The sequence below is a fragment of the Bacillus sp. FSL M8-0049 genome, assembly GCF_038593355.1.
In the GTDB taxonomy this organism is placed as follows: domain Bacteria; phylum Bacillota; class Bacilli; order Bacillales; family Bacillaceae; genus Bacillus; species Bacillus safensis.
In genome coordinates, this window is record NZ_CP151986.1 from 91032 (window position 1) to 111813 (window position 20782).

7 protein-coding genes, 9 tRNA genes and 6 rRNA genes are annotated in these 20782 nt (G+C 46.7%); all 22 read left to right on the plus strand.

Features of this window, described 5'->3' with window-relative positions:
- Positions 1–57 precede the first annotated feature (57 nt).
- The 22 genes from lysS to disA all read left to right on the plus strand — a co-directional run bounded on the left by lysS (position 58) and on the right by disA (position 20664).
- Positions 58–1557: a lysine--tRNA ligase gene (lysS, locus tag NSU13_RS00490; protein ID WP_034284259.1), complete on the plus strand. Its 1500-nt coding sequence runs from the start codon at positions 58–60 to the stop codon at positions 1555–1557.
- A 342-nt stretch (positions 1558–1899) separates the two neighbouring features.
- Positions 1900–3448: ribosomal RNA gene (locus NSU13_RS00495) — 16S ribosomal RNA — on the plus strand.
- 182 nt (positions 3449–3630) lie between these two features.
- Positions 3631–6561, plus strand: a 23S ribosomal RNA gene (locus NSU13_RS00500).
- Between the two features lie 61 nt (positions 6562–6622).
- Positions 6623–6738: ribosomal RNA gene (gene rrf / locus NSU13_RS00505) — 5S ribosomal RNA — on the plus strand.
- Positions 6739–7559: 821 nt separating this feature from the next.
- Positions 7560–7635, plus strand: a tRNA-Val gene (locus tag NSU13_RS00510).
- A gap of 33 nt (positions 7636–7668) precedes the next feature.
- A tRNA-Thr gene (locus NSU13_RS00515) sits at positions 7669–7744 on the plus strand.
- A 37-nt stretch (positions 7745–7781) separates the two neighbouring features.
- Positions 7782–7857, plus strand: a tRNA-Lys gene (locus NSU13_RS00520).
- Positions 7858–7865: 8 nt separating this feature from the next.
- Positions 7866–7948: transfer RNA gene (locus NSU13_RS00525), tRNA-Leu, on the plus strand.
- A 30-nt stretch (positions 7949–7978) separates the two neighbouring features.
- Positions 7979–8050: transfer RNA gene (locus tag NSU13_RS00530), tRNA-Gly, on the plus strand.
- 12 nt (positions 8051–8062) lie between these two features.
- A tRNA-Leu gene (locus NSU13_RS00535) sits at positions 8063–8148 on the plus strand.
- Positions 8149–8158: 10 nt separating this feature from the next.
- A tRNA-Arg gene (locus tag NSU13_RS00540) sits at positions 8159–8235 on the plus strand.
- A gap of 7 nt (positions 8236–8242) precedes the next feature.
- A tRNA-Pro gene (locus NSU13_RS00545) sits at positions 8243–8319 on the plus strand.
- A gap of 8 nt (positions 8320–8327) precedes the next feature.
- A tRNA-Ala gene (locus NSU13_RS00550) sits at positions 8328–8403 on the plus strand.
- A 125-nt stretch (positions 8404–8528) separates the two neighbouring features.
- A 16S ribosomal RNA gene (locus NSU13_RS00555) occupies positions 8529–10077 on the plus strand.
- A gap of 182 nt (positions 10078–10259) precedes the next feature.
- A 23S ribosomal RNA gene (locus tag NSU13_RS00560) occupies positions 10260–13190 on the plus strand.
- A gap of 61 nt (positions 13191–13251) precedes the next feature.
- A 5S ribosomal RNA gene (gene rrf, locus NSU13_RS00565) occupies positions 13252–13367 on the plus strand.
- The 16S, 23S and 5S rRNA genes sit together here with 9 tRNA genes alongside, the layout of an rRNA operon.
- A gap of 177 nt (positions 13368–13544) precedes the next feature.
- Entirely contained in the window at positions 13545–14009 is a 465-nt protein-coding gene (locus NSU13_RS00570) for a CtsR family transcriptional regulator (RefSeq protein WP_003217184.1), read from the plus strand.
- Between the two features lie 14 nt (positions 14010–14023).
- Positions 14024–14581, plus strand: a complete 558-nt coding sequence (locus NSU13_RS00575) for a UvrB/UvrC motif-containing protein (protein ID WP_024425862.1) — start codon at positions 14024–14026, stop codon at positions 14579–14581.
- A gap of 4 nt (positions 14582–14585) precedes the next feature.
- Entirely contained in the window at positions 14586–15677 is a 1092-nt protein-coding gene (locus tag NSU13_RS00580; RefSeq protein WP_327826534.1) for a protein arginine kinase, read from the plus strand.
- Positions 15674–18109, plus strand: coding sequence for an ATP-dependent protease ATP-binding subunit ClpC (gene clpC, locus NSU13_RS00585; protein ID WP_007496263.1), 2436 nt, complete (start codon positions 15674–15676; stop codon positions 18107–18109). Before NSU13_RS00580 ends, clpC begins: the two co-directional genes overlap by 4 nt.
- A gap of 93 nt (positions 18110–18202) precedes the next feature.
- Positions 18203–19582 carry a DNA repair protein RadA gene (gene radA / locus NSU13_RS00590; protein ID WP_025092231.1) on the plus strand — a complete coding sequence of 460 codons (1380 nt, stop codon included), beginning with the start codon at positions 18203–18205 and terminating at the stop codon, positions 19580–19582.
- A gap of 2 nt (positions 19583–19584) precedes the next feature.
- Entirely contained in the window at positions 19585–20664 is a 1080-nt protein-coding gene (gene disA, locus NSU13_RS00595) for a DNA integrity scanning diadenylate cyclase DisA (protein ID WP_024425581.1), read from the plus strand.
- Positions 20665–20782: the final 118 nt, after the last annotated feature.

The following is a 20782-nucleotide window of genomic DNA, read 5'->3' on the forward strand; positions in this document are numbered from 1 at the left end:
CATGTACTGGCAGTTTTTCTGCTTTTCTCTGCAAAATACATTATTGGAGTGATATAAATGAGTAATGAAGGGCTTAATAACGAAGAATTAAATGACCAATTCCAGGTCAGACGTGACAAAATGAATAAAATGAGAGAAGAGGGTATCGATCCATTCGGTGAACGATATGACCGTTCTCATCAATCTGCGCAAATTATCGCTGAATATGACGAGTTTTCTAAAGAAGACTTAGAAGGAAAAGCGGCTCAAGTAACAATCGCTGGTCGTATGATGACAAAGCGCGGAAAAGGAAAAGCTGGCTTTGCGCATATTCAAGACCTAGAAGGACAAATTCAAATCTATGTTCGTAAAGATAGTGTAGGGGAAGAAGCTTATGAATTATTCAAAAGCTCAGACCTAGGCGATATCATTGGTGTAACAGGAACTGTTTTTAAAACTAATGTAGGAGAACTTTCTATTAAAGCGACTAGCTTTGAGGTTCTGACAAAAGCACTTCGCCCGCTTCCTGATAAATATCATGGATTAAAAGATGTTGAACAACGCTATCGTCAGCGCTACCTGGACCTCATTGTAAATCCAGAAAGTAAGCAGACGTTTATTATGCGAAGCAAAATCATTCAATCCATGAGAAGATACTTAGATTCTAAAGGATACTTAGAAGTTGAAACACCAACAATGCACAGCATTCCTGGTGGTGCATCAGCACGTCCTTTCATTACTCATCACAATGCACTTGATATGCCGCTTTATATGCGTATTGCGATCGAGCTGCACTTAAAACGCCTAATTGTCGGTGGTCTAGAGAAAGTATACGAGATTGGCCGCGTATTCCGTAATGAAGGGGTATCGACTCGTCATAACCCAGAATTCACTATGATTGAGCTGTATGAAGCATACGCAGACTACAAAGATATCATGAATCTGACTGAAAACTTAATTGCTCATATTGCCCAAGAGGTGCTGGGAACAACAACCATTCAATATGGAGAAGATGAAATTGATCTCAAACCTGAATGGAAGAGACTGCATATGGTTGAAGCGGTCAAAGAAGCAACAGGTGTAGACTTCTGGCAGGAGATGTCTGTAGAAGAAGCAAAACAGCATGCTGCTGATCATGGTGTTGAAATCACGAAAAATATGACAGTAGGTCATATTATCAATGAGTTCTTCGAGCAAAAAGTAGAAGAAACATTGGTTCAGCCTACATTCATTTACGGACATCCAGTGGAGATTTCTCCATTAGCTAAGAAAAATCCTGAAGATCCTCGCTTCACAGATCGTTTTGAGTTGTTTATCGTACGCCGTGAGCACGCAAATGCATTCACAGAGCTAAACGATCCAATCGATCAAAGAGAACGATTTGAAGCTCAATTAAAAGAACGTGAAGAAGGAAATGACGAAGCACATCTAATGGATGACGATTTTGTTGAAGCATTAGAATACGGCATGCCTCCAACAGGTGGTTTAGGAATCGGGATCGACCGATTAATCATGCTTTTAACAAATTCTCCATCAATCAGAGATGTACTGCTTTTCCCACAAATGAGAAACCGCTAATACATCAATCAAAGCGCCATTTTATCTATGGCGCTTTTTATTTTTCATAAAATGAAACTTTTTTTAAAAAAACTATTGCAAGGAAAGAATCCAGATGGTATATTATTATTCGTTGCCGCAAAACAGCAACGAGGTTAAAAAAAGAAATTGAAAAAAGTTCTTGACTTTAACCGACGCAAAATGTTAAGATATTAAAGTCGCTTACGAGCGATAACGAAAATGATCTTTGAAAACTAAACAAGACAAAACGTACCTGTTAATTCGAGTTTTTATAAAAAAATCCTATGAAACTTCATAGGTAGTCAGTCAAACTGGCGAAAAGCAAAACTTCGGTTTTGTATTTTTTCGGAGAGTTTGATCCTGGCTCAGGACGAACGCTGGCGGCGTGCCTAATACATGCAAGTCGAGCGGACAGAAGGGAGCTTGCTCCCGGATGTTAGCGGCGGACGGGTGAGTAACACGTGGGTAACCTGCCTGTAAGACTGGGATAACTCCGGGAAACCGGAGCTAATACCGGATAGTTCCTTGAACCGCATGGTTCAAGGATGAAAGACGGTTTCGGCTGTCACTTACAGATGGACCCGCGGCGCATTAGCTAGTTGGTGGGGTAATGGCTCACCAAGGCGACGATGCGTAGCCGACCTGAGAGGGTGATCGGCCACACTGGGACTGAGACACGGCCCAGACTCCTACGGGAGGCAGCAGTAGGGAATCTTCCGCAATGGACGAAAGTCTGACGGAGCAACGCCGCGTGAGTGATGAAGGTTTTCGGATCGTAAAGCTCTGTTGTTAGGGAAGAACAAGTGCGAGAGTAACTGCTCGCACCTTGACGGTACCTAACCAGAAAGCCACGGCTAACTACGTGCCAGCAGCCGCGGTAATACGTAGGTGGCAAGCGTTGTCCGGAATTATTGGGCGTAAAGGGCTCGCAGGCGGTTTCTTAAGTCTGATGTGAAAGCCCCCGGCTCAACCGGGGAGGGTCATTGGAAACTGGGAAACTTGAGTGCAGAAGAGGAGAGTGGAATTCCACGTGTAGCGGTGAAATGCGTAGAGATGTGGAGGAACACCAGTGGCGAAGGCGACTCTCTGGTCTGTAACTGACGCTGAGGAGCGAAAGCGTGGGGAGCGAACAGGATTAGATACCCTGGTAGTCCACGCCGTAAACGATGAGTGCTAAGTGTTAGGGGGTTTCCGCCCCTTAGTGCTGCAGCTAACGCATTAAGCACTCCGCCTGGGGAGTACGGTCGCAAGACTGAAACTCAAAGGAATTGACGGGGGCCCGCACAAGCGGTGGAGCATGTGGTTTAATTCGAAGCAACGCGAAGAACCTTACCAGGTCTTGACATCCTCTGACAACCCTAGAGATAGGGCTTTCCCTTCGGGGACAGAGTGACAGGTGGTGCATGGTTGTCGTCAGCTCGTGTCGTGAGATGTTGGGTTAAGTCCCGCAACGAGCGCAACCCTTGATCTTAGTTGCCAGCATTCAGTTGGGCACTCTAAGGTGACTGCCGGTGACAAACCGGAGGAAGGTGGGGATGACGTCAAATCATCATGCCCCTTATGACCTGGGCTACACACGTGCTACAATGGACAGAACAAAGGGCTGCAAGACCGCAAGGTTTAGCCAATCCCATAAATCTGTTCTCAGTTCGGATCGCAGTCTGCAACTCGACTGCGTGAAGCTGGAATCGCTAGTAATCGCGGATCAGCATGCCGCGGTGAATACGTTCCCGGGCCTTGTACACACCGCCCGTCACACCACGAGAGTTTGCAACACCCGAAGTCGGTGAGGTAACCTTTATGGAGCCAGCCGCCGAAGGTGGGGCAGATGATTGGGGTGAAGTCGTAACAAGGTAGCCGTATCGGAAGGTGCGGCTGGATCACCTCCTTTCTAAGGATATATGGAGCAGCGTACGTTTTCGTCTTGTTTAGTTTTGAAGGATCATTCCTTCAAAACATGTCTCTAGCGAGACAGGATTGTTCTTTGAAAACTAGATAACAATAAGTAATACATTCACATTGAATGCAATGCAAAGTTCATCACACATAGTGATTCTTTCTAAAGTAAGAAATGGTTAAGTTAGAAAGGGCGCACGGTGGATGCCTTGGCACTAGGAGCCGATGAAGGACGGGACGAACACCGATATGCTTCGGGGAGCTGTAAGCAAGCTTTGATCCGGAGATTTCCGAATGGGGAAACCCACTGCTCGTAATGGAGTAGTATCCATACTTGAATACATAGAGTATGAGAAGGCATACCCGGGGAACTGAAACATCTAAGTACCCGGAGGAAGAGAAAGCAAATGCGATTCCCTGAGTAGCGGCGAGCGAAACGGGAACAGCCCAAACCAAGAGGCTTGCCTCTTGGGGTTGTAGGACACTCTATACGGAGTTACAAAGGAACGATATAAGCGAAGAGGTCTGGAAAGGCCCGCCAAAGAAGGTAACAGCCCTGTAACTGAAATGTTGTTCTCTCCAGAGTGGATCCTGAGTACGGCGGAACACGTGAAATTCCGTCGGAATCCGGGAGGACCATCTCCCAAGGCTAAATACTCCCTAGTGACCGATAGTGAACCAGTACCGTGAGGGAAAGGTGAAAAGCACCCCGGAAGGGGAGTGAAATAGATCCTGAAACCGTGTGCCTACAAGTAGTCAGAGCCCGTTAACGGGTGATGGCGTGCCTTTTGTAGAATGAACCGGCGAGTTACGATCCCGTGCAAGGTTAAGCAGAAGATGCGGAGCCGCAGCGAAAGCGAGTCTGAATAGGGCGCATGAGTACGTGGTCGTAGACCCGAAACCAGGTGATCTACCCATGTCCAGGGTGAAGTTCAGGTAACACTGAATGGAGGCCCGAACCCACGCACGTTGAAAAGTGCGGGGATGAGGTGTGGGTAGGGGTGAAATGCCAATCGAACCTGGAGATAGCTGGTTCTCTCCGAAATAGCTTTAGGGCTAGCCTCAAGGTAAGAGTCTCGGAGGTAGAGCACTGATTGGACTAGGGGCCCCTACCGGGTTACCGAATTCAGTCAAACTCCGAATGCCGATGACTTATCCTTGGGAGTCAGACTGCGAGTGATAAGATCCGTAGTCGAAAGGGAAACAGCCCAGACCGCCAGCTAAGGTCCCAAAGTATACGTTAAGTGGAAAAGGATGTGGAGTTGCTTAGACAACCAGGATGTTGGCTTAGAAGCAGCCACCATTTAAAGAGTGCGTAATAGCTCACTGGTCGAGTGACTCTGCGCCGAAAATGTACCGGGGCTAAACGTATCACCGAAGCTGCGGACTGTTCTTACGAACAGTGGTAGGAGAGCGTTCTAAGGGCTGTGAAGCCAGACCGGAAGGACTGGTGGAGCGCTTAGAAGTGAGAATGCCGGTATGAGTAGCGAAAGACGGGTGAGAATCCCGTCCACCGAATGCCTAAGGTTTCCTGAGGAAGGCTCGTCCGCTCAGGGTTAGTCGGGACCTAAGCCGAGGCCGAAAGGCGTAGGCGATGGACAACAGGTTGATATTCCTGTACCACCTCCTCACCATTTGAGCAATGGGGGGACGCAGGAGGATAGGGTAAGCGCGGTATTGGATATCCGCGTCCAAGCAGTTAGGCTGGGAAATAGGCAAATCCGTTTCCCGTAAAGGCTGAGCTGTGATGGCGAGCGAAATTTAGTAGCGAAGTTCCTGATTCCACACTGCCAAGAAAAGCCTCTAGCGAGGTGAGAGGTGCCCGTACCGCAAACCGACACAGGTAGGCGAGGAGAGAATCCTAAGGTGATCGAGAGAACTCTCGTTAAGGAACTCGGCAAAATGACCCCGTAACTTCGGGAGAAGGGGTGCTTCTTAGGGTGTTAAAGCCCCGAGAAGCCGCAGTGAATAGGCCCAGGCGACTGTTTAGCAAAAACACAGGTCTCTGCGAAGCCGTAAGGCGAAGTATAGGGGCTGACGCCTGCCCGGTGCTGGAAGGTTAAGAGGAGCGCTTAGCGTAAGCGAAGGTGCGAATTGAAGCCCCAGTAAACGGCGGCCGTAACTATAACGGTCCTAAGGTAGCGAAATTCCTTGTCGGGTAAGTTCCGACCCGCACGAAAGGCGCAACGATCTGGGCACTGTCTCAACGAGAGACTCGGTGAAATTATAGTACCTGTGAAGATGCAGGTTACCCGCGACAGGACGGAAAGACCCCGTGGAGCTTTACTGCAGCCTGATATTGAATGTTGGTACAGCTTGTACAGGATAGGTAGGAGCCTTGGAAACCGGAGCGCTAGCTTCGGTGGAGGCATCGGTGGGATACTACCCTGGCTGTATTGACCTTCTAACCCGCTGCCCTTATCGGGCAGGGAGACAGTGTCAGGTGGGCAGTTTGACTGGGGCGGTCGCCTCCTAAAATGTAACGGAGGCGCCCAAAGGTTCCCTCAGAATGGTTGGAAATCATTCGCAGAGTGTAAAGGCACAAGGGAGCTTGACTGCGAGACCTACAAGTCGAGCAGGGACGAAAGTCGGGCTTAGTGATCCGGTGGTTCCGCATGGAAGGGCCATCGCTCAACGGATAAAAGCTACCCCGGGGATAACAGGCTTATCTCCCCCAAGAGTCCACATCGACGGGGAGGTTTGGCACCTCGATGTCGGCTCATCGCATCCTGGGGCTGTAGTCGGTCCCAAGGGTTGGGCTGTTCGCCCATTAAAGCGGTACGCGAGCTGGGTTCAGAACGTCGTGAGACAGTTCGGTCCCTATCCGTCGCGGGCGCAGGAAATTTGAGAGGAGCTGTCCTTAGTACGAGAGGACCGGGATGGACGCACCGCTGGTGTACCAGTTGTTCTGCCAAGGGCATCGCTGGGTAGCTATGTGCGGACGGGATAAGTGCTGAAAGCATCTAAGCATGAAGCCCCCCTCAAGATGAGATTTCCCATTCCGCAAGGAAGTAAGATCCCTGAAAGATGATCAGGTTGATAGGTCTGAGGTGGAAGCGTGGTGACACGTGGAGCTGACAGATACTAATAGATCGAGGACTTAACCTATATTCTAATGTGAAGCATGAACATTGTTATCTAGTTTTGAGAGAACATTCTCTCCATCAGGTTTGGTGGCGATAGCGAAGAGGTCACACCCGTTCCCATACCGAACACGGAAGTTAAGCTCTTCAGCGCCGATGGTAGTTGGGGGTTTCCCCCTGTGAGAGTAGGACGCCGCCAAGCTTCTATTAGGATCAGTTCCAGTCGGAACTGGTCTTTTTTGTGTTTTTGAATGACTTGCTTCTATATAATAGGTTCGTAAAGTAAAAATACGTTGTTTCCTCGTTGATTGCTAAATAAATCAAACTTTACTTTCCTTCAATTTAACATTTCAGTCATCATATGAACCAGCAGTTCAAATTATCAAGAGTCAACACTAAAAGCATAAGAAAACCTCTCCTTGGACTAAATAGATGTAAAGAGGTGATGTATAGGGTCACGAGATAGAAAGGCACCCTCACCCCAAAGGGGATAGTCAGCTATTGCTAAATTTTTAACTTAAAAGGAGAAAGAAACAATACTAATATTAATTCTCCTGGTAAAACTTTATATCGATGATAAGACTGTTGAGTGTTTGAAGCAGCAGAAAAATTAATGTGAAACGATTTGTTGAAAAATAGTAAAGACCAGTAATTATTTTTACACTTTTTTAGGCAAAAAAGATTTCTCAGAAAAATAAAATAATAATAGAATTTCTTTTTTGGATGTTTTTTATCCAGAGATATATGAAATAAAACAAGGATATGAAAGCTTCGAAATTGCTGTTTTTGCAATGATAGAGCCATATAAGCGCTCTTTTTAACAAAAAAACATAAAAAAATGAAAAAAAGGCTTTTAAAATGATGAGACAAGTGGTAAACTTCTTTAGGTGCCTTAACGAAAAGGTGAAAAAACAGCTTTAAAATAAATTCAAAAATTATTTTAAAAAAGTCTTTACAAACAATATCTTATCGTTATATAATACTATTTGTCAGATCGAGAGACACTTCGAAACGACACAATATGGAGGATTAGCTCAGCTGGGAGAGCATCTGCCTTACAAGCAGAGGGTCGGCGGTTCGAGCCCGTCATCCTCCACCATATTTATTCTTACATAATGTTAGGATAGATAAAGCCGGTGTAGCTCAACTGGTAGAGCAACTGACTTGTAATCAGTAGGTTGGGGGTTCAAGTCCTCTTGCCGGCACCACTTTCATATGGTAAGATAGACAAGTCGCTTTTAAAGCGAGCCATTAGCTCAGTTGGTAGAGCATCTGACTTTTAATCAGAGGGTCGAAGGTTCGAGTCCTTCATGGCTCACCATGTTTCATGCGGGTGTGGCGGAATTGGCAGACGCGCTAGACTTAGGATCTAGTGTCTTTATGACGTGGGGGTTCAAGTCCCTTCACCCGCATTGCCAAATAAAATAAAGAAATCCTGTAATGCGGAAGTAGTTCAGTGGTAGAACACCACCTTGCCAAGGTGGGGGTCGCGGGTTCGAATCCCGTCTTCCGCTTATACCATCCACGCCGGGGTGGTGGAATTGGCAGACACACAGGACTTAAAATCCTGCGGTAGGTGACTACCGTGCCGGTTCAAGTCCGGCCCTCGGCATTATAAATAAGCGCCCGTAGCTCAATTGGATAGAGCGTTTGACTACGGATCAAAAGGTTAGGGGTTCGACTCCTCTCGGGCGCGCCATTAAGATCGGGAAGTAGCTCAGCTTGGTAGAGCACTTGGTTTGGGACCAAGGGGTCGCAGGTTCGAATCCTGTCTTCCCGACCATCTTTTATGGGGCCTTAGCTCAGCTGGGAGAGCGCCTGCCTTGCACGCAGGAGGTCAGCGGTTCGATCCCGCTAGGCTCCACCAATATGATCTTTGAAAACTAAACAAGACAAAACGTACCTGTTAATTCGAGTTTTTATAAAAAAATCCTATGATACTTCATAGGTAGTCAGTCAAACTGGCGGAAAGCAAAACTTCGGTTTTGTATTTTTTCGGAGAGTTTGATCCTGGCTCAGGACGAACGCTGGCGGCGTGCCTAATACATGCAAGTCGAGCGGACAGAAGGGAGCTTGCTCCCGGATGTTAGCGGCGGACGGGTGAGTAACACGTGGGTAACCTGCCTGTAAGACTGGGATAACTCCGGGAAACCGGAGCTAATACCGGATAGTTCCTTGAACCGCATGGTTCAAGGATGAAAGACGGTTTCGGCTGTCACTTACAGATGGACCCGCGGCGCATTAGCTAGTTGGTGGGGTAATGGCTCACCAAGGCGACGATGCGTAGCCGACCTGAGAGGGTGATCGGCCACACTGGGACTGAGACACGGCCCAGACTCCTACGGGAGGCAGCAGTAGGGAATCTTCCGCAATGGACGAAAGTCTGACGGAGCAACGCCGCGTGAGTGATGAAGGTTTTCGGATCGTAAAGCTCTGTTGTTAGGGAAGAACAAGTGCGAGAGTAACTGCTCGCACCTTGACGGTACCTAACCAGAAAGCCACGGCTAACTACGTGCCAGCAGCCGCGGTAATACGTAGGTGGCAAGCGTTGTCCGGAATTATTGGGCGTAAAGGGCTCGCAGGCGGTTTCTTAAGTCTGATGTGAAAGCCCCCGGCTCAACCGGGGAGGGTCATTGGAAACTGGGAAACTTGAGTGCAGAAGAGGAGAGTGGAATTCCACGTGTAGCGGTGAAATGCGTAGAGATGTGGAGGAACACCAGTGGCGAAGGCGACTCTCTGGTCTGTAACTGACGCTGAGGAGCGAAAGCGTGGGGAGCGAACAGGATTAGATACCCTGGTAGTCCACGCCGTAAACGATGAGTGCTAAGTGTTAGGGGGTTTCCGCCCCTTAGTGCTGCAGCTAACGCATTAAGCACTCCGCCTGGGGAGTACGGTCGCAAGACTGAAACTCAAAGGAATTGACGGGGGCCCGCACAAGCGGTGGAGCATGTGGTTTAATTCGAAGCAACGCGAAGAACCTTACCAGGTCTTGACATCCTCTGACAACCCTAGAGATAGGGCTTTCCCTTCGGGGACAGAGTGACAGGTGGTGCATGGTTGTCGTCAGCTCGTGTCGTGAGATGTTGGGTTAAGTCCCGCAACGAGCGCAACCCTTGATCTTAGTTGCCAGCATTCAGTTGGGCACTCTAAGGTGACTGCCGGTGACAAACCGGAGGAAGGTGGGGATGACGTCAAATCATCATGCCCCTTATGACCTGGGCTACACACGTGCTACAATGGACAGAACAAAGGGCTGCAAGACCGCAAGGTTTAGCCAATCCCATAAATCTGTTCTCAGTTCGGATCGCAGTCTGCAACTCGACTGCGTGAAGCTGGAATCGCTAGTAATCGCGGATCAGCATGCCGCGGTGAATACGTTCCCGGGCCTTGTACACACCGCCCGTCACACCACGAGAGTTTGCAACACCCGAAGTCGGTGAGGTAACCTTTATGGAGCCAGCCGCCGAAGGTGGGGCAGATGATTGGGGTGAAGTCGTAACAAGGTAGCCGTATCGGAAGGTGCGGCTGGATCACCTCCTTTCTAAGGATATATGGAGCAGCGTACGTTTTCGTCTTGTTTAGTTTTGAAGGATCATTCCTTCAAAACATGTCTCTAGCGAGACAGGATTGTTCTTTGAAAACTAGATAACAATAAGTAATACATTCACATTGAATGCAATGCAAAGTTCATCACACATAGTGATTCTTTCTAAAGTAAGAAATGGTTAAGTTAGAAAGGGCGCACGGTGGATGCCTTGGCACTAGGAGCCGATGAAGGACGGGACGAACACCGATATGCTTCGGGGAGCTGTAAGCAAGCTTTGATCCGGAGATTTCCGAATGGGGAAACCCACTGCTCGTAATGGAGTAGTATCCATACTTGAATACATAGAGTATGAGAAGGCATACCCGGGGAACTGAAACATCTAAGTACCCGGAGGAAGAGAAAGCAAATGCGATTCCCTGAGTAGCGGCGAGCGAAACGGGAACAGCCCAAACCAAGAGGCTTGCCTCTTGGGGTTGTAGGACACTCTATACGGAGTTACAAAGGAACGATATAAGCGAAGAGGTCTGGAAAGGCCCGCCAAAGAAGGTAACAGCCCTGTAACTGAAATGTTGTTCTCTCCAGAGTGGATCCTGAGTACGGCGGAACACGTGAAATTCCGTCGGAATCCGGGAGGACCATCTCCCAAGGCTAAATACTCCCTAGTGACCGATAGTGAACCAGTACCGTGAGGGAAAGGTGAAAAGCACCCCGGAAGGGGAGTGAAATAGATCCTGAAACCGTGTGCCTACAAGTAGTCAGAGCCCGTTAACGGGTGATGGCGTGCCTTTTGTAGAATGAACCGGCGAGTTACGATCCCGTGCAAGGTTAAGCAGAAGATGCGGAGCCGCAGCGAAAGCGAGTCTGAATAGGGCGCATGAGTACGTGGTCGTAGACCCGAAACCAGGTGATCTACCCATGTCCAGGGTGAAGTTCAGGTAACACTGAATGGAGGCCCGAACCCACGCACGTTGAAAAGTGCGGGGATGAGGTGTGGGTAGGGGTGAAATGCCAATCGAACCTGGAGATAGCTGGTTCTCTCCGAAATAGCTTTAGGGCTAGCCTCAAGGTAAGAGTCTCGGAGGTAGAGCACTGATTGGACTAGGGGCCCCTACCGGGTTACCGAATTCAGTCAAACTCCGAATGCCGATGACTTATCCTTGGGAGTCAGACTGCGAGTGATAAGATCCGTAGTCGAAAGGGAAACAGCCCAGACCGCCAGCTAAGGTCCCAAAGTATACGTTAAGTGGAAAAGGATGTGGAGTTGCTTAGACAACCAGGATGTTGGCTTAGAAGCAGCCACCATTTAAAGAGTGCGTAATAGCTCACTGGTCGAGTGACTCTGCGCCGAAAATGTACCGGGGCTAAACGTATCACCGAAGCTGCGGACTGTTCTTACGAACAGTGGTAGGAGAGCGTTCTAAGGGCTGTGAAGCCAGACCGGAAGGACTGGTGGAGCGCTTAGAAGTGAGAATGCCGGTATGAGTAGCGAAAGACGGGTGAGAATCCCGTCCACCGAATGCCTAAGGTTTCCTGAGGAAGGCTCGTCCGCTCAGGGTTAGTCGGGACCTAAGCCGAGGCCGAAAGGCGTAGGCGATGGACAACAGGTTGATATTCCTGTACCACCTCCTCACCATTTGAGCAATGGGGGGACGCAGGAGGATAGGGTAAGCGCGGTATTGGATATCCGCGTCCAAGCAGTTAGGCTGGGAAATAGGCAAATCCGTTTCCCGTAAAGGCTGAGCTGTGATGGCGAGCGAAATTTAGTAGCGAAGTTCCTGATTCCACACTGCCAAGAAAAGCCTCTAGCGAGGTGAGAGGTGCCCGTACCGCAAACCGACACAGGTAGGCGAGGAGAGAATCCTAAGGTGATCGAGAGAACTCTCGTTAAGGAACTCGGCAAAATGACCCCGTAACTTCGGGAGAAGGGGTGCTTCTTAGGGTGTTAAAGCCCCGAGAAGCCGCAGTGAATAGGCCCAGGCGACTGTTTAGCAAAAACACAGGTCTCTGCGAAGCCGTAAGGCGAAGTATAGGGGCTGACGCCTGCCCGGTGCTGGAAGGTTAAGAGGAGCGCTTAGCGTAAGCGAAGGTGCGAATTGAAGCCCCAGTAAACGGCGGCCGTAACTATAACGGTCCTAAGGTAGCGAAATTCCTTGTCGGGTAAGTTCCGACCCGCACGAAAGGCGCAACGATCTGGGCACTGTCTCAACGAGAGACTCGGTGAAATTATAGTACCTGTGAAGATGCAGGTTACCCGCGACAGGACGGAAAGACCCCGTGGAGCTTTACTGCAGCCTGATATTGAATGTTGGTACAGCTTGTACAGGATAGGTAGGAGCCTTGGAAACCGGAGCGCTAGCTTCGGTGGAGGCATCGGTGGGATACTACCCTGGCTGTATTGACCTTCTAACCCGCTGCCCTTATCGGGCAGGGAGACAGTGTCAGGTGGGCAGTTTGACTGGGGCGGTCGCCTCCTAAAATGTAACGGAGGCGCCCAAAGGTTCCCTCAGAATGGTTGGAAATCATTCGCAGAGTGTAAAGGCACAAGGGAGCTTGACTGCGAGACCTACAAGTCGAGCAGGGACGAAAGTCGGGCTTAGTGATCCGGTGGTTCCGCATGGAAGGGCCATCGCTCAACGGATAAAAGCTACCCCGGGGATAACAGGCTTATCTCCCCCAAGAGTCCACATCGACGGGGAGGTTTGGCACCTCGATGTCGGCTCATCGCATCCTGGGGCTGTAGTCGGTCCCAAGGGTTGGGCTGTTCGCCCATTAAAGCGGTACGCGAGCTGGGTTCAGAACGTCGTGAGACAGTTCGGTCCCTATCCGTCGCGGGCGCAGGAAATTTGAGAGGAGCTGTCCTTAGTACGAGAGGACCGGGATGGACGCACCGCTGGTGTACCAGTTGTTCTGCCAAGGGCATCGCTGGGTAGCTATGTGCGGACGGGATAAGTGCTGAAAGCATCTAAGCATGAAGCCCCCCTCAAGATGAGATTTCCCATTCCGCAAGGAAGTAAGATCCCTGAAAGATGATCAGGTTGATAGGTCTGAGGTGGAAGCGTGGTGACACGTGGAGCTGACAGATACTAATAGATCGAGGACTTAACCTATATTCTAATGTGAAGCATGAACATTGTTATCTAGTTTTGAGAGAACATTCTCTCCATCAGGTTTGGTGGCGATAGCGAAGAGGTCACACCCGTTCCCATACCGAACACGGAAGTTAAGCTCTTCAGCGCCGATGGTAGTTGGGGGTTTCCCCCTGTGAGAGTAGGACGCCGCCAAGCTTCTATTAGGATCAGTTCCAGTCGGAACTGGTCTTTTTTGTGCTTTTGAGAGGTTTGATACCATATAAATGTGGAAATAATATTGTTAGTTGAGCGATTATCTTGAAAAATCAATCGAAAAAATTTATAGTAAGATTAAAGTCAAATATAGTCAAAGTCAATGGAGGAGGAGGCGGAGTGGCACAAAATATTTCTGATATCATCGAGCAGTATTTGAAGGAAGTCTTGGATCAGAACGGTCGAGAAATATTAGAAATTAAACGCAATGAAATTGCAGATAAATTTCAATGCGTACCTTCACAAATAAACTATGTTATCAATACACGCTTTACGAGCGAGAGAGGCTATATCGTTGAAAGTAAGCGTGGCGGCGGTGGCTATATCCGCATCATTAAAGTCAAAATGAATGATGAAGTCGACTTATTGAACAATATTATTTCCCAAATATATCATCGTTTATCACAGGCTGCATCTGATCATATCATCATGCGTCTTGTTGAAAATAACATATTATCTGAAAGAGAAGCTAAGATGATGATTAGTGTCATGGACCGTTCTGTATTGCATATTGATTTACCTGAACGAGATGAACTGCGGGCTCGGATGATGAAAGCGATGTTAAATGCTTTGAAATTAAAGTAAAGCGGGTGAAAAGATTGATTTGTCAAGAATGTAATGAGAGACCAGCCACTTTTCACTTTACGAAAGTTATAAATGGAGAAAAACAAGAAATGCACATATGTGAACAATGTGCAAAAGAAAACAGTGATTCATATGCTATGAGTGGAAACCAAGGTTTCTCAATTCACAACTTATTATCAGGCTTATTGAATATTGATCCTAGCTTCACCACAAGTGCGAACAAGGGCTCATCTATTTTTCAAGAAGCAAAAGAAGTGGATCAATGTCCTAAGTGTGGCTTAACCTTTCAGCAGTTCAGAAAAACAGGCCGATTTGGCTGTGCAGAATGCTATCGTACATTTGATCAGTATCTGAACCCTGTTTTACGGAAAGTCCATAGTGGAAATACAGTCCATAATGGAAAAGTACCAAAACGAATTGCCGGCAGCCTGCATGTTCGCCGGAAACTTGAGTTAATGCAGCAAGAGCTGAAGCAGCTGATTGAACAGGAAGAGTTCGAAAAGGCAGCGGAAGTTCGAGATCAAATTCGTGCATTAGAGCATGAGCAATCTCAGCAGAGGGAGGGAGATTAACGTCATGTCGCTCCAGCATTTTATTCAAGACGCTCTTAGTCAGTGGATGAAACAAAAAGGACCAGAAAGTGACATTGTTCTAAGCAGTCGTATCCGGCTAGCTCGCAATCTAGAGCATGTTCGTTTCCCAACTCAGTTTTCTCAAGCTGAAGCTGAAGCTGTTCTCCAGCAATTCGAGCAAAAGTTTGCTAGCCGGGAAGTGAAGGACATTGGAAACTTTGTTCTGATTCGAATGAATGAAACGCAGCCTTTAGCAAAGAGGGTACTTGTTGAAAAGCATTTGATCAGCCCCAATTTAGCTGAATCAAGATTTGGCGGCTGTTTGCTTTCTGAAAATGAAGAAATCAGTGTGATGCTGAATGAAGAAGACCATATTCGAATCCAATGCTTATTCCCAGGTTTTCAGCTAGCCAATGCACTAAAAGCGGCTAATCAGGTAGATGACTGGATTGAAGAGCAAGTGGATTACGCGTTTTCTGAAAAGCGGGGATACTTAACAAGCTGTCCGACCAATGTAGGTACAGGTATCAGGGCTTCGGTCATGATGCATTTACCAGCATTAGCGCTCACAAGACAAATGAATCGGATTATTCCGGCCATTAATCAATTAGGTCTTGTGGTCAGAGGAATTTATGGTGAGGGCAGCGAAGCAATAGGGAACATCTTTCAAATTTCAAATCAAATGACACTTGGTCAATCAGAAGAAGACATTGTAGATGACTTGAATAGTGTGACCGCTCAGCTCATTGAACAAGAGCGATCTGCACGAAAAGCGTTATATCAAACATCTAAAATTGAACTTGAGGACAGAGTGTACCGCTCTTTAGGGATTTTGGCCAATTGTCGTATGATTGAATCAAAGGAAACAGCGAAGTGTTTGTCAGATGTGCGGCTTGGAATTGATTTAGGTATCATTAAGGGGCTTTCAAGTAATATACTGAATGAACTCATGATTTTGACTCAGCCCGGCTTCCTTCAACAATATTCAGGAGGAGCCTTAGAGCCAAATGAACGAGATATAAAACGAGCAGCGATTATTAGAGAAAGGCTGCGCTTAGAAATGCATAGGAATGGACAGGAGGATGAAACGATATGATGTTTGGAAGATTCACTGAAAGAGCTCAAAAGGTATTAGCACTTGCACAAGAAGAAGCCATTCGCCTAGGCCATAAGAATATTGGTACTGAGCACATTTTACTTGGCCTTGTACGTGAAGGTGAGGGCATCGCTGCCAAAGCGTTAGAAGCACTGGGCCTTGTTTCAGATAAAATCCAAAAAGAAGTCGAAAGCTTGATTGGAAGAGGGCAAGAGGTGTCTCAAGCTATTCCTCATTATACGCCTAGAGCGAAGAAGGTCACTGAGCTTTCAATGGATGAAGCAAGAAAGCTAGGTCATTCCTATGTAGGGACAGAACATATTCTATTAGGTCTTATTCGTGAGGGAGAGGGTGTCGCTGCCCGTGTCTTAAATAACCTCGGAGTGAGCTTAAATAAAGCACGCCAGCAAGTCCTGCAGCTGCTTGGAAGCAATGAAACAGGTGCATCTGCGGCAGGCTCTAATAGCAATGCGAATACACCAACACTAGATAGCCTGGCAAGAGATTTAACAGCTATCGCAAAAGAGGACAGCTTGGACCCTGTCATTGGCCGAAGCAAAGAAATTCAACGTGTCATTGAGGTCCTAAGTAGAAGAACAAAAAATAACCCTGTGCTGATTGGTGAGCCTGGTGTTGGTAAAACAGCCATCGCAGAAGGTCTTGCACAGCAAATTATTCATAATGAAGTGCCTGAAATCCTGCGTGATAAACGAGTAATGACCCTGGATATGGGAACTGTTGTAGCTGGTACGAAATATCGTGGTGAATTCGAGGATCGTTTGAAAAAAGTGATGGACGAAATTCGCCAGGCAGGAAATATCATTCTCTTTATCGACGAGCTTCATACACTTATTGGTGCTGGTGGGGCAGAGGGCGCGATTGATGCGTCTAATATCTTGAAACCATCCCTAGCACGTGGAGAGCTTCAATGTATTGGGGCGACAACGTTAGATGAGTACCGTAAATATATTGAAAAGGATGCTGCGCTTGAACGACGTTTCCAGCCAATTCAAGTAGATCAGCCGTCTGTTGATGAAAGTATTCAAATCTTAAGAGGGCTTAGAGACCGGTATGAAGCACATCACCGTGTGTCTATTACAGATGAAGCGATTGAGGCGGCGGTGAAGCTGTCTGACCGTTATATTTCTGACCGATTCCTTCCAGATAAGGCGATTGATTTAATTGATGAGGCAGGTTCGAAAGTCCGTTTACGTTCGTTCACAACACCGCCTAACCTAAAAGAATTAGAGCAAAAGCTGGATGAAGTACGCAAGGAAAAGGATGCGGCAGTTCAAAGTCAAGAATTTGAAAAAGCAGCTTCTCTTCGCGATACAGAACAGCGTTTGCGTGAAAAAGTAGAAGTTACAAAGAAATCATGGAAAGAAAAGCAGGGACAAGAGAATTCAGAGGTATCTGTAGATGATATCGCAATGGTCGTTTCCAGCTGGACGGGAGTGCCTGTTTCGAAAATTGCTCAAACGGAGACAGATAAGCTTCTGAATATGGAACAATTGCTCCACTCTCGCGTGATCGGACAGGATGAAGCGGTTGTCGCTGTAGCAAAAGCGGTGAGACGTGCGCGTGCTGGCCTGAAAGATCCGAAGCGCCCAATCGGCTCCTTTATCTTCTTAGGTCCAACAGGGGTTGGTAAAACGGAGCTTGCAAGAGCACTTGCTGAGTCTATTTTCGGTGATGAAGAAGCAATGATCCGTATTGATATGTCTGAATACATGGAGAAGCACTCTACATCCAGACTTGTTGGGTCACCTCCAGGCTATGTCGGTTATGATGAAGGTGGACAGCTGACTGAAAAAGTGAGAAGAAAACCTTATTCTGTCGTTCTTTTAGACGAGATTGAAAAGGCGCATCCAGATGTATTTAATATCTTACTGCAAGTGTTAGAAGATGGTCGTCTGACTGATTCTAAAGGGCGTACCGTTGACTTTAGAAATACGATTTTGATTATGACATCAAACGTTGGAGCTAGTGAGCTGAAGCGCAATAAATATGTTGGCTTTAATGTGCAGGATGAAAGTCAAAATTACAAGGATATGAAAGGCAAAGTGATGGGCGAGTTGAAACGTGCGTTTAGACCTGAGTTTATCAACCGTATTGATGAAATCATTGTCTTCCACTCGCTTGAGAAGAAACATCTAAAAGAGATCGTGTCTCTCATGTCTGATCAATTGACAAAACGATTAAAAGAACAAGACCTATCAATTGAATTGACGGAAGCAGCAAAAGCGAAGATTGCCGACGAAGGAGTAGATCTTGAGTACGGTGCGCGTCCGTTAAGAAGAGCGATTCAAAAGCATGTAGAAGATCGACTTTCTGAAGAGCTTCTGAAGGGGAATATTGAAAAAGGTCAACATATCGTATTAGATGTGGAAGATGGAGAGATTGTCGTAAAAGCGACGGCTGCTACGAACTAATATAGTAAGAAAAAAGTGTGAGGCATACCAGTAAGGTGTATGCCTCCCTTTACTTATTTTCTGACCAGTATAAGGAGTTGTATTCTTCAATCTATGGCTAAGACAAAATCAAAATTTATATGCCAATCGTGCGGTTATGAGTCAGCCAAATGGATGGGGAAATGTCCAGGCTGCGGCACGTGGAACAGTATGACAGAAGAGGTCGTTCGCAAAGAGCCGGCAAACCGTCGAAGTGCTTTTAATCATTCTGTTCAAACCATTCAAAAACCTTCACCTATATCTGCAATTGAAACATCCGAAGAACCCCGAATTAAAACAAATTTAGAAGAATTTAACCGAGTATTAGGAAGTGGAATTGTCAAAGGTTCTCTTGTTCTCATCGGCGGAGATCCTGGGATTGGGAAGTCCACATTATTATTACAAGTATCAGCACAGCTCTCAGACAAAAATCAGAATGTGTTATACATATCTGGTGAGGAGTCCATTAAACAAACGAAGCTAAGAGCGGACCGCCTTGGCATTGAAAGCGCCTCTTTACATGTTTTGGCTGAAACCGATATGGAGTATATAACGTCTGCTATACAGGAGATGAAACCTGCTTTTGTTGTGGTGGATTCGATTCAAACCGTTTACCAAAGCGATATCACGTCAGCTCCCGGCTCTGTATCTCAAGTTAGAGAATGTACAGCGCAGCTGATGAAGATTGCCAAGACAAATGGTATTCCTATTTTTATCGTTGGTCACGTGACCAAAGAAGGCTCGATCGCAGGTCCACGCCTTTTAGAGCATATGGTGGACACAGTTCTTTATTTTGAAGGCGAGCGTCATCATACGTTTCGTATCTTACGGGCGGTCAAAAACCGATTTGGTTCAACGAATGAATTGGGAATTTTTGAAATGAGAGAGGAAGGGCTCACGGAAGTATTAAACCCATCAGAAATCTTTCTAGAAGAGCGGTCGGCAGGTGTATCTGGTTCGTGTGTTGTTGCCTCAATGGAAGGAACAAGACCCGTACTTGTCGAGATACAGGCGTTAATTTCCCCGACAAGCTTTGGGAATCCGCGAAGAATGGCCACTGGCCTTGATCATAATCGAGTATCGCTGCTCATGGCAGTTTTAGAAAAACGCGTGGGGCTGCTGCTGCAAAACCAAGATGCGTATTTAAAGGTCGCAGGCGGTGTGAAGCTTGACGAACCGGCGATTGACTTAGCTATTGCCGTCAGTATTGCATCAAGCTTTAAAGATGCAGCGCCGCATCAAGCGGATTGCTTTATAGGAGAGGTCGGTCTGACGGGAGAAGTCAGAAGAGTATCAAGAATTGAACAGCGAGTGCAGGAAGCTGCAAAACTAGGATTTAAGCGAATGTTTATTCCTCAGGCGAATATAGACGGATGGAAAAAGCCGAGAGGGATTGAGTTAGTTGGTGTAGAAAATGTAGCGGAGGCACTTCGAATTTCACTAGGGGGATCATAGAAATGGAAAAAGAGAAAAAAGGAGCGAGAGAACTCGATCTCTTAGATATTGTACAGTTTGTGGCACCAGGAACACCTCTGCGGGCAGGGATTGAAAACGTCCTGAGAGCCAATACTGGCGGGCTCATTGTTGTTGGTTATAATGACAAAGTAAAGAGTGTGGTAGATGGAGGATTTCACATTAATTCGGCCTTCTCCCCAGCACATTTATATGAATTGGCGAAGATGGACGGGGCCATTATTCTTAGCGATTCTGGTCAAAAAATCTTGTATGCGAATACACAGCTGATGCCAGATGCAACCATCCATTCATCGGAAACAGGCATGAGGCACCGGACGGCTGAACGTGTAGCAAAGCAGACAGGCTGCTTAATCATTGCCATTTCTGAACGGAGGAACGTCATTACCTTATACCAAGGGAATCGTCGTTATACGCTGAAAGATATTGGCTTTATTTTAACAAAGGCCAATCAAGCCATTCAGACACTTGAGAAATATAAAACCATTTTAGATCACGCCATTTCTGCGTTAAGCGCTCTAGAATTTGAAGAGCTTGTGACCTTTGGTGATGTATTATCCGTGCTGCACCGCTACGAAATGGTACTCAGAATCAAAAATGAAATCAATATGTATATCAAAGAGCTCGGAACAGAAGGGCACTTGATCCGTCTGCAAGTCAATGAATTGATTACAGATATGGAGCAGGAAGCAGCTTTATTTATTAAAGATTACGTGAAAGAAAAGATCAAAGATCCGTATGTGCTGCTCAAACAACTTCAAGATATGTCGAGCTTTGAGCTTTTAGATGATTCCATTCTGTACAAGTTACTTGGATATCCAGCTTCTACAAATATTGACGAATATGTGTACACAAGAGGATATAGATTGCTCCATAAAATCCCTAGACTGCCAATGCCAATCGTCGAAAATGTGGTTGAAGCATTCGGTGTGCTAGATCGAATTATGGAAGCAGATGTACAAGAATTGGATGAAGTAGAAGGAATTGGAGAAGTAAGAGCGAAAAAGATAAAAAAAGGATTAAAAAGGTTACAAGAAAAACATTACATTGACCGTCAGCTTTAAGAAGAGAAATTTTTCTCTATTACGGTTAAAAATGGATGAATATGGGTATATTAATGATGGTTTTGTTTTCTGTTGCTCATGATAGGAAACTTAAACATATATTAATGTCAGATGAAGG

Coding starts and splice junctions, on each gene's coding strand:
- lysS (WP_034284259.1), top strand. CDS start 58: ATGAGTAATGAAGGGCTTAATAACGAAGAATTAAATGACCAATTCCAG.
- NSU13_RS00580 (WP_327826534.1), top strand. CDS start 14,586: ATGTCGCTCCAGCATTTTATTCAAGACGCTCTTAGTCAGTGGATGAAA.
- clpC (WP_007496263.1), top strand. CDS start 15,674: ATGATGTTTGGAAGATTCACTGAAAGAGCTCAAAAGGTATTAGCACTT.
- radA (WP_025092231.1), top strand. CDS start 18,203: ATGGCTAAGACAAAATCAAAATTTATATGCCAATCGTGCGGTTATGAG.
- disA (WP_024425581.1), top strand. CDS start 19,585: ATGGAAAAAGAGAAAAAAGGAGCGAGAGAACTCGATCTCTTAGATATT.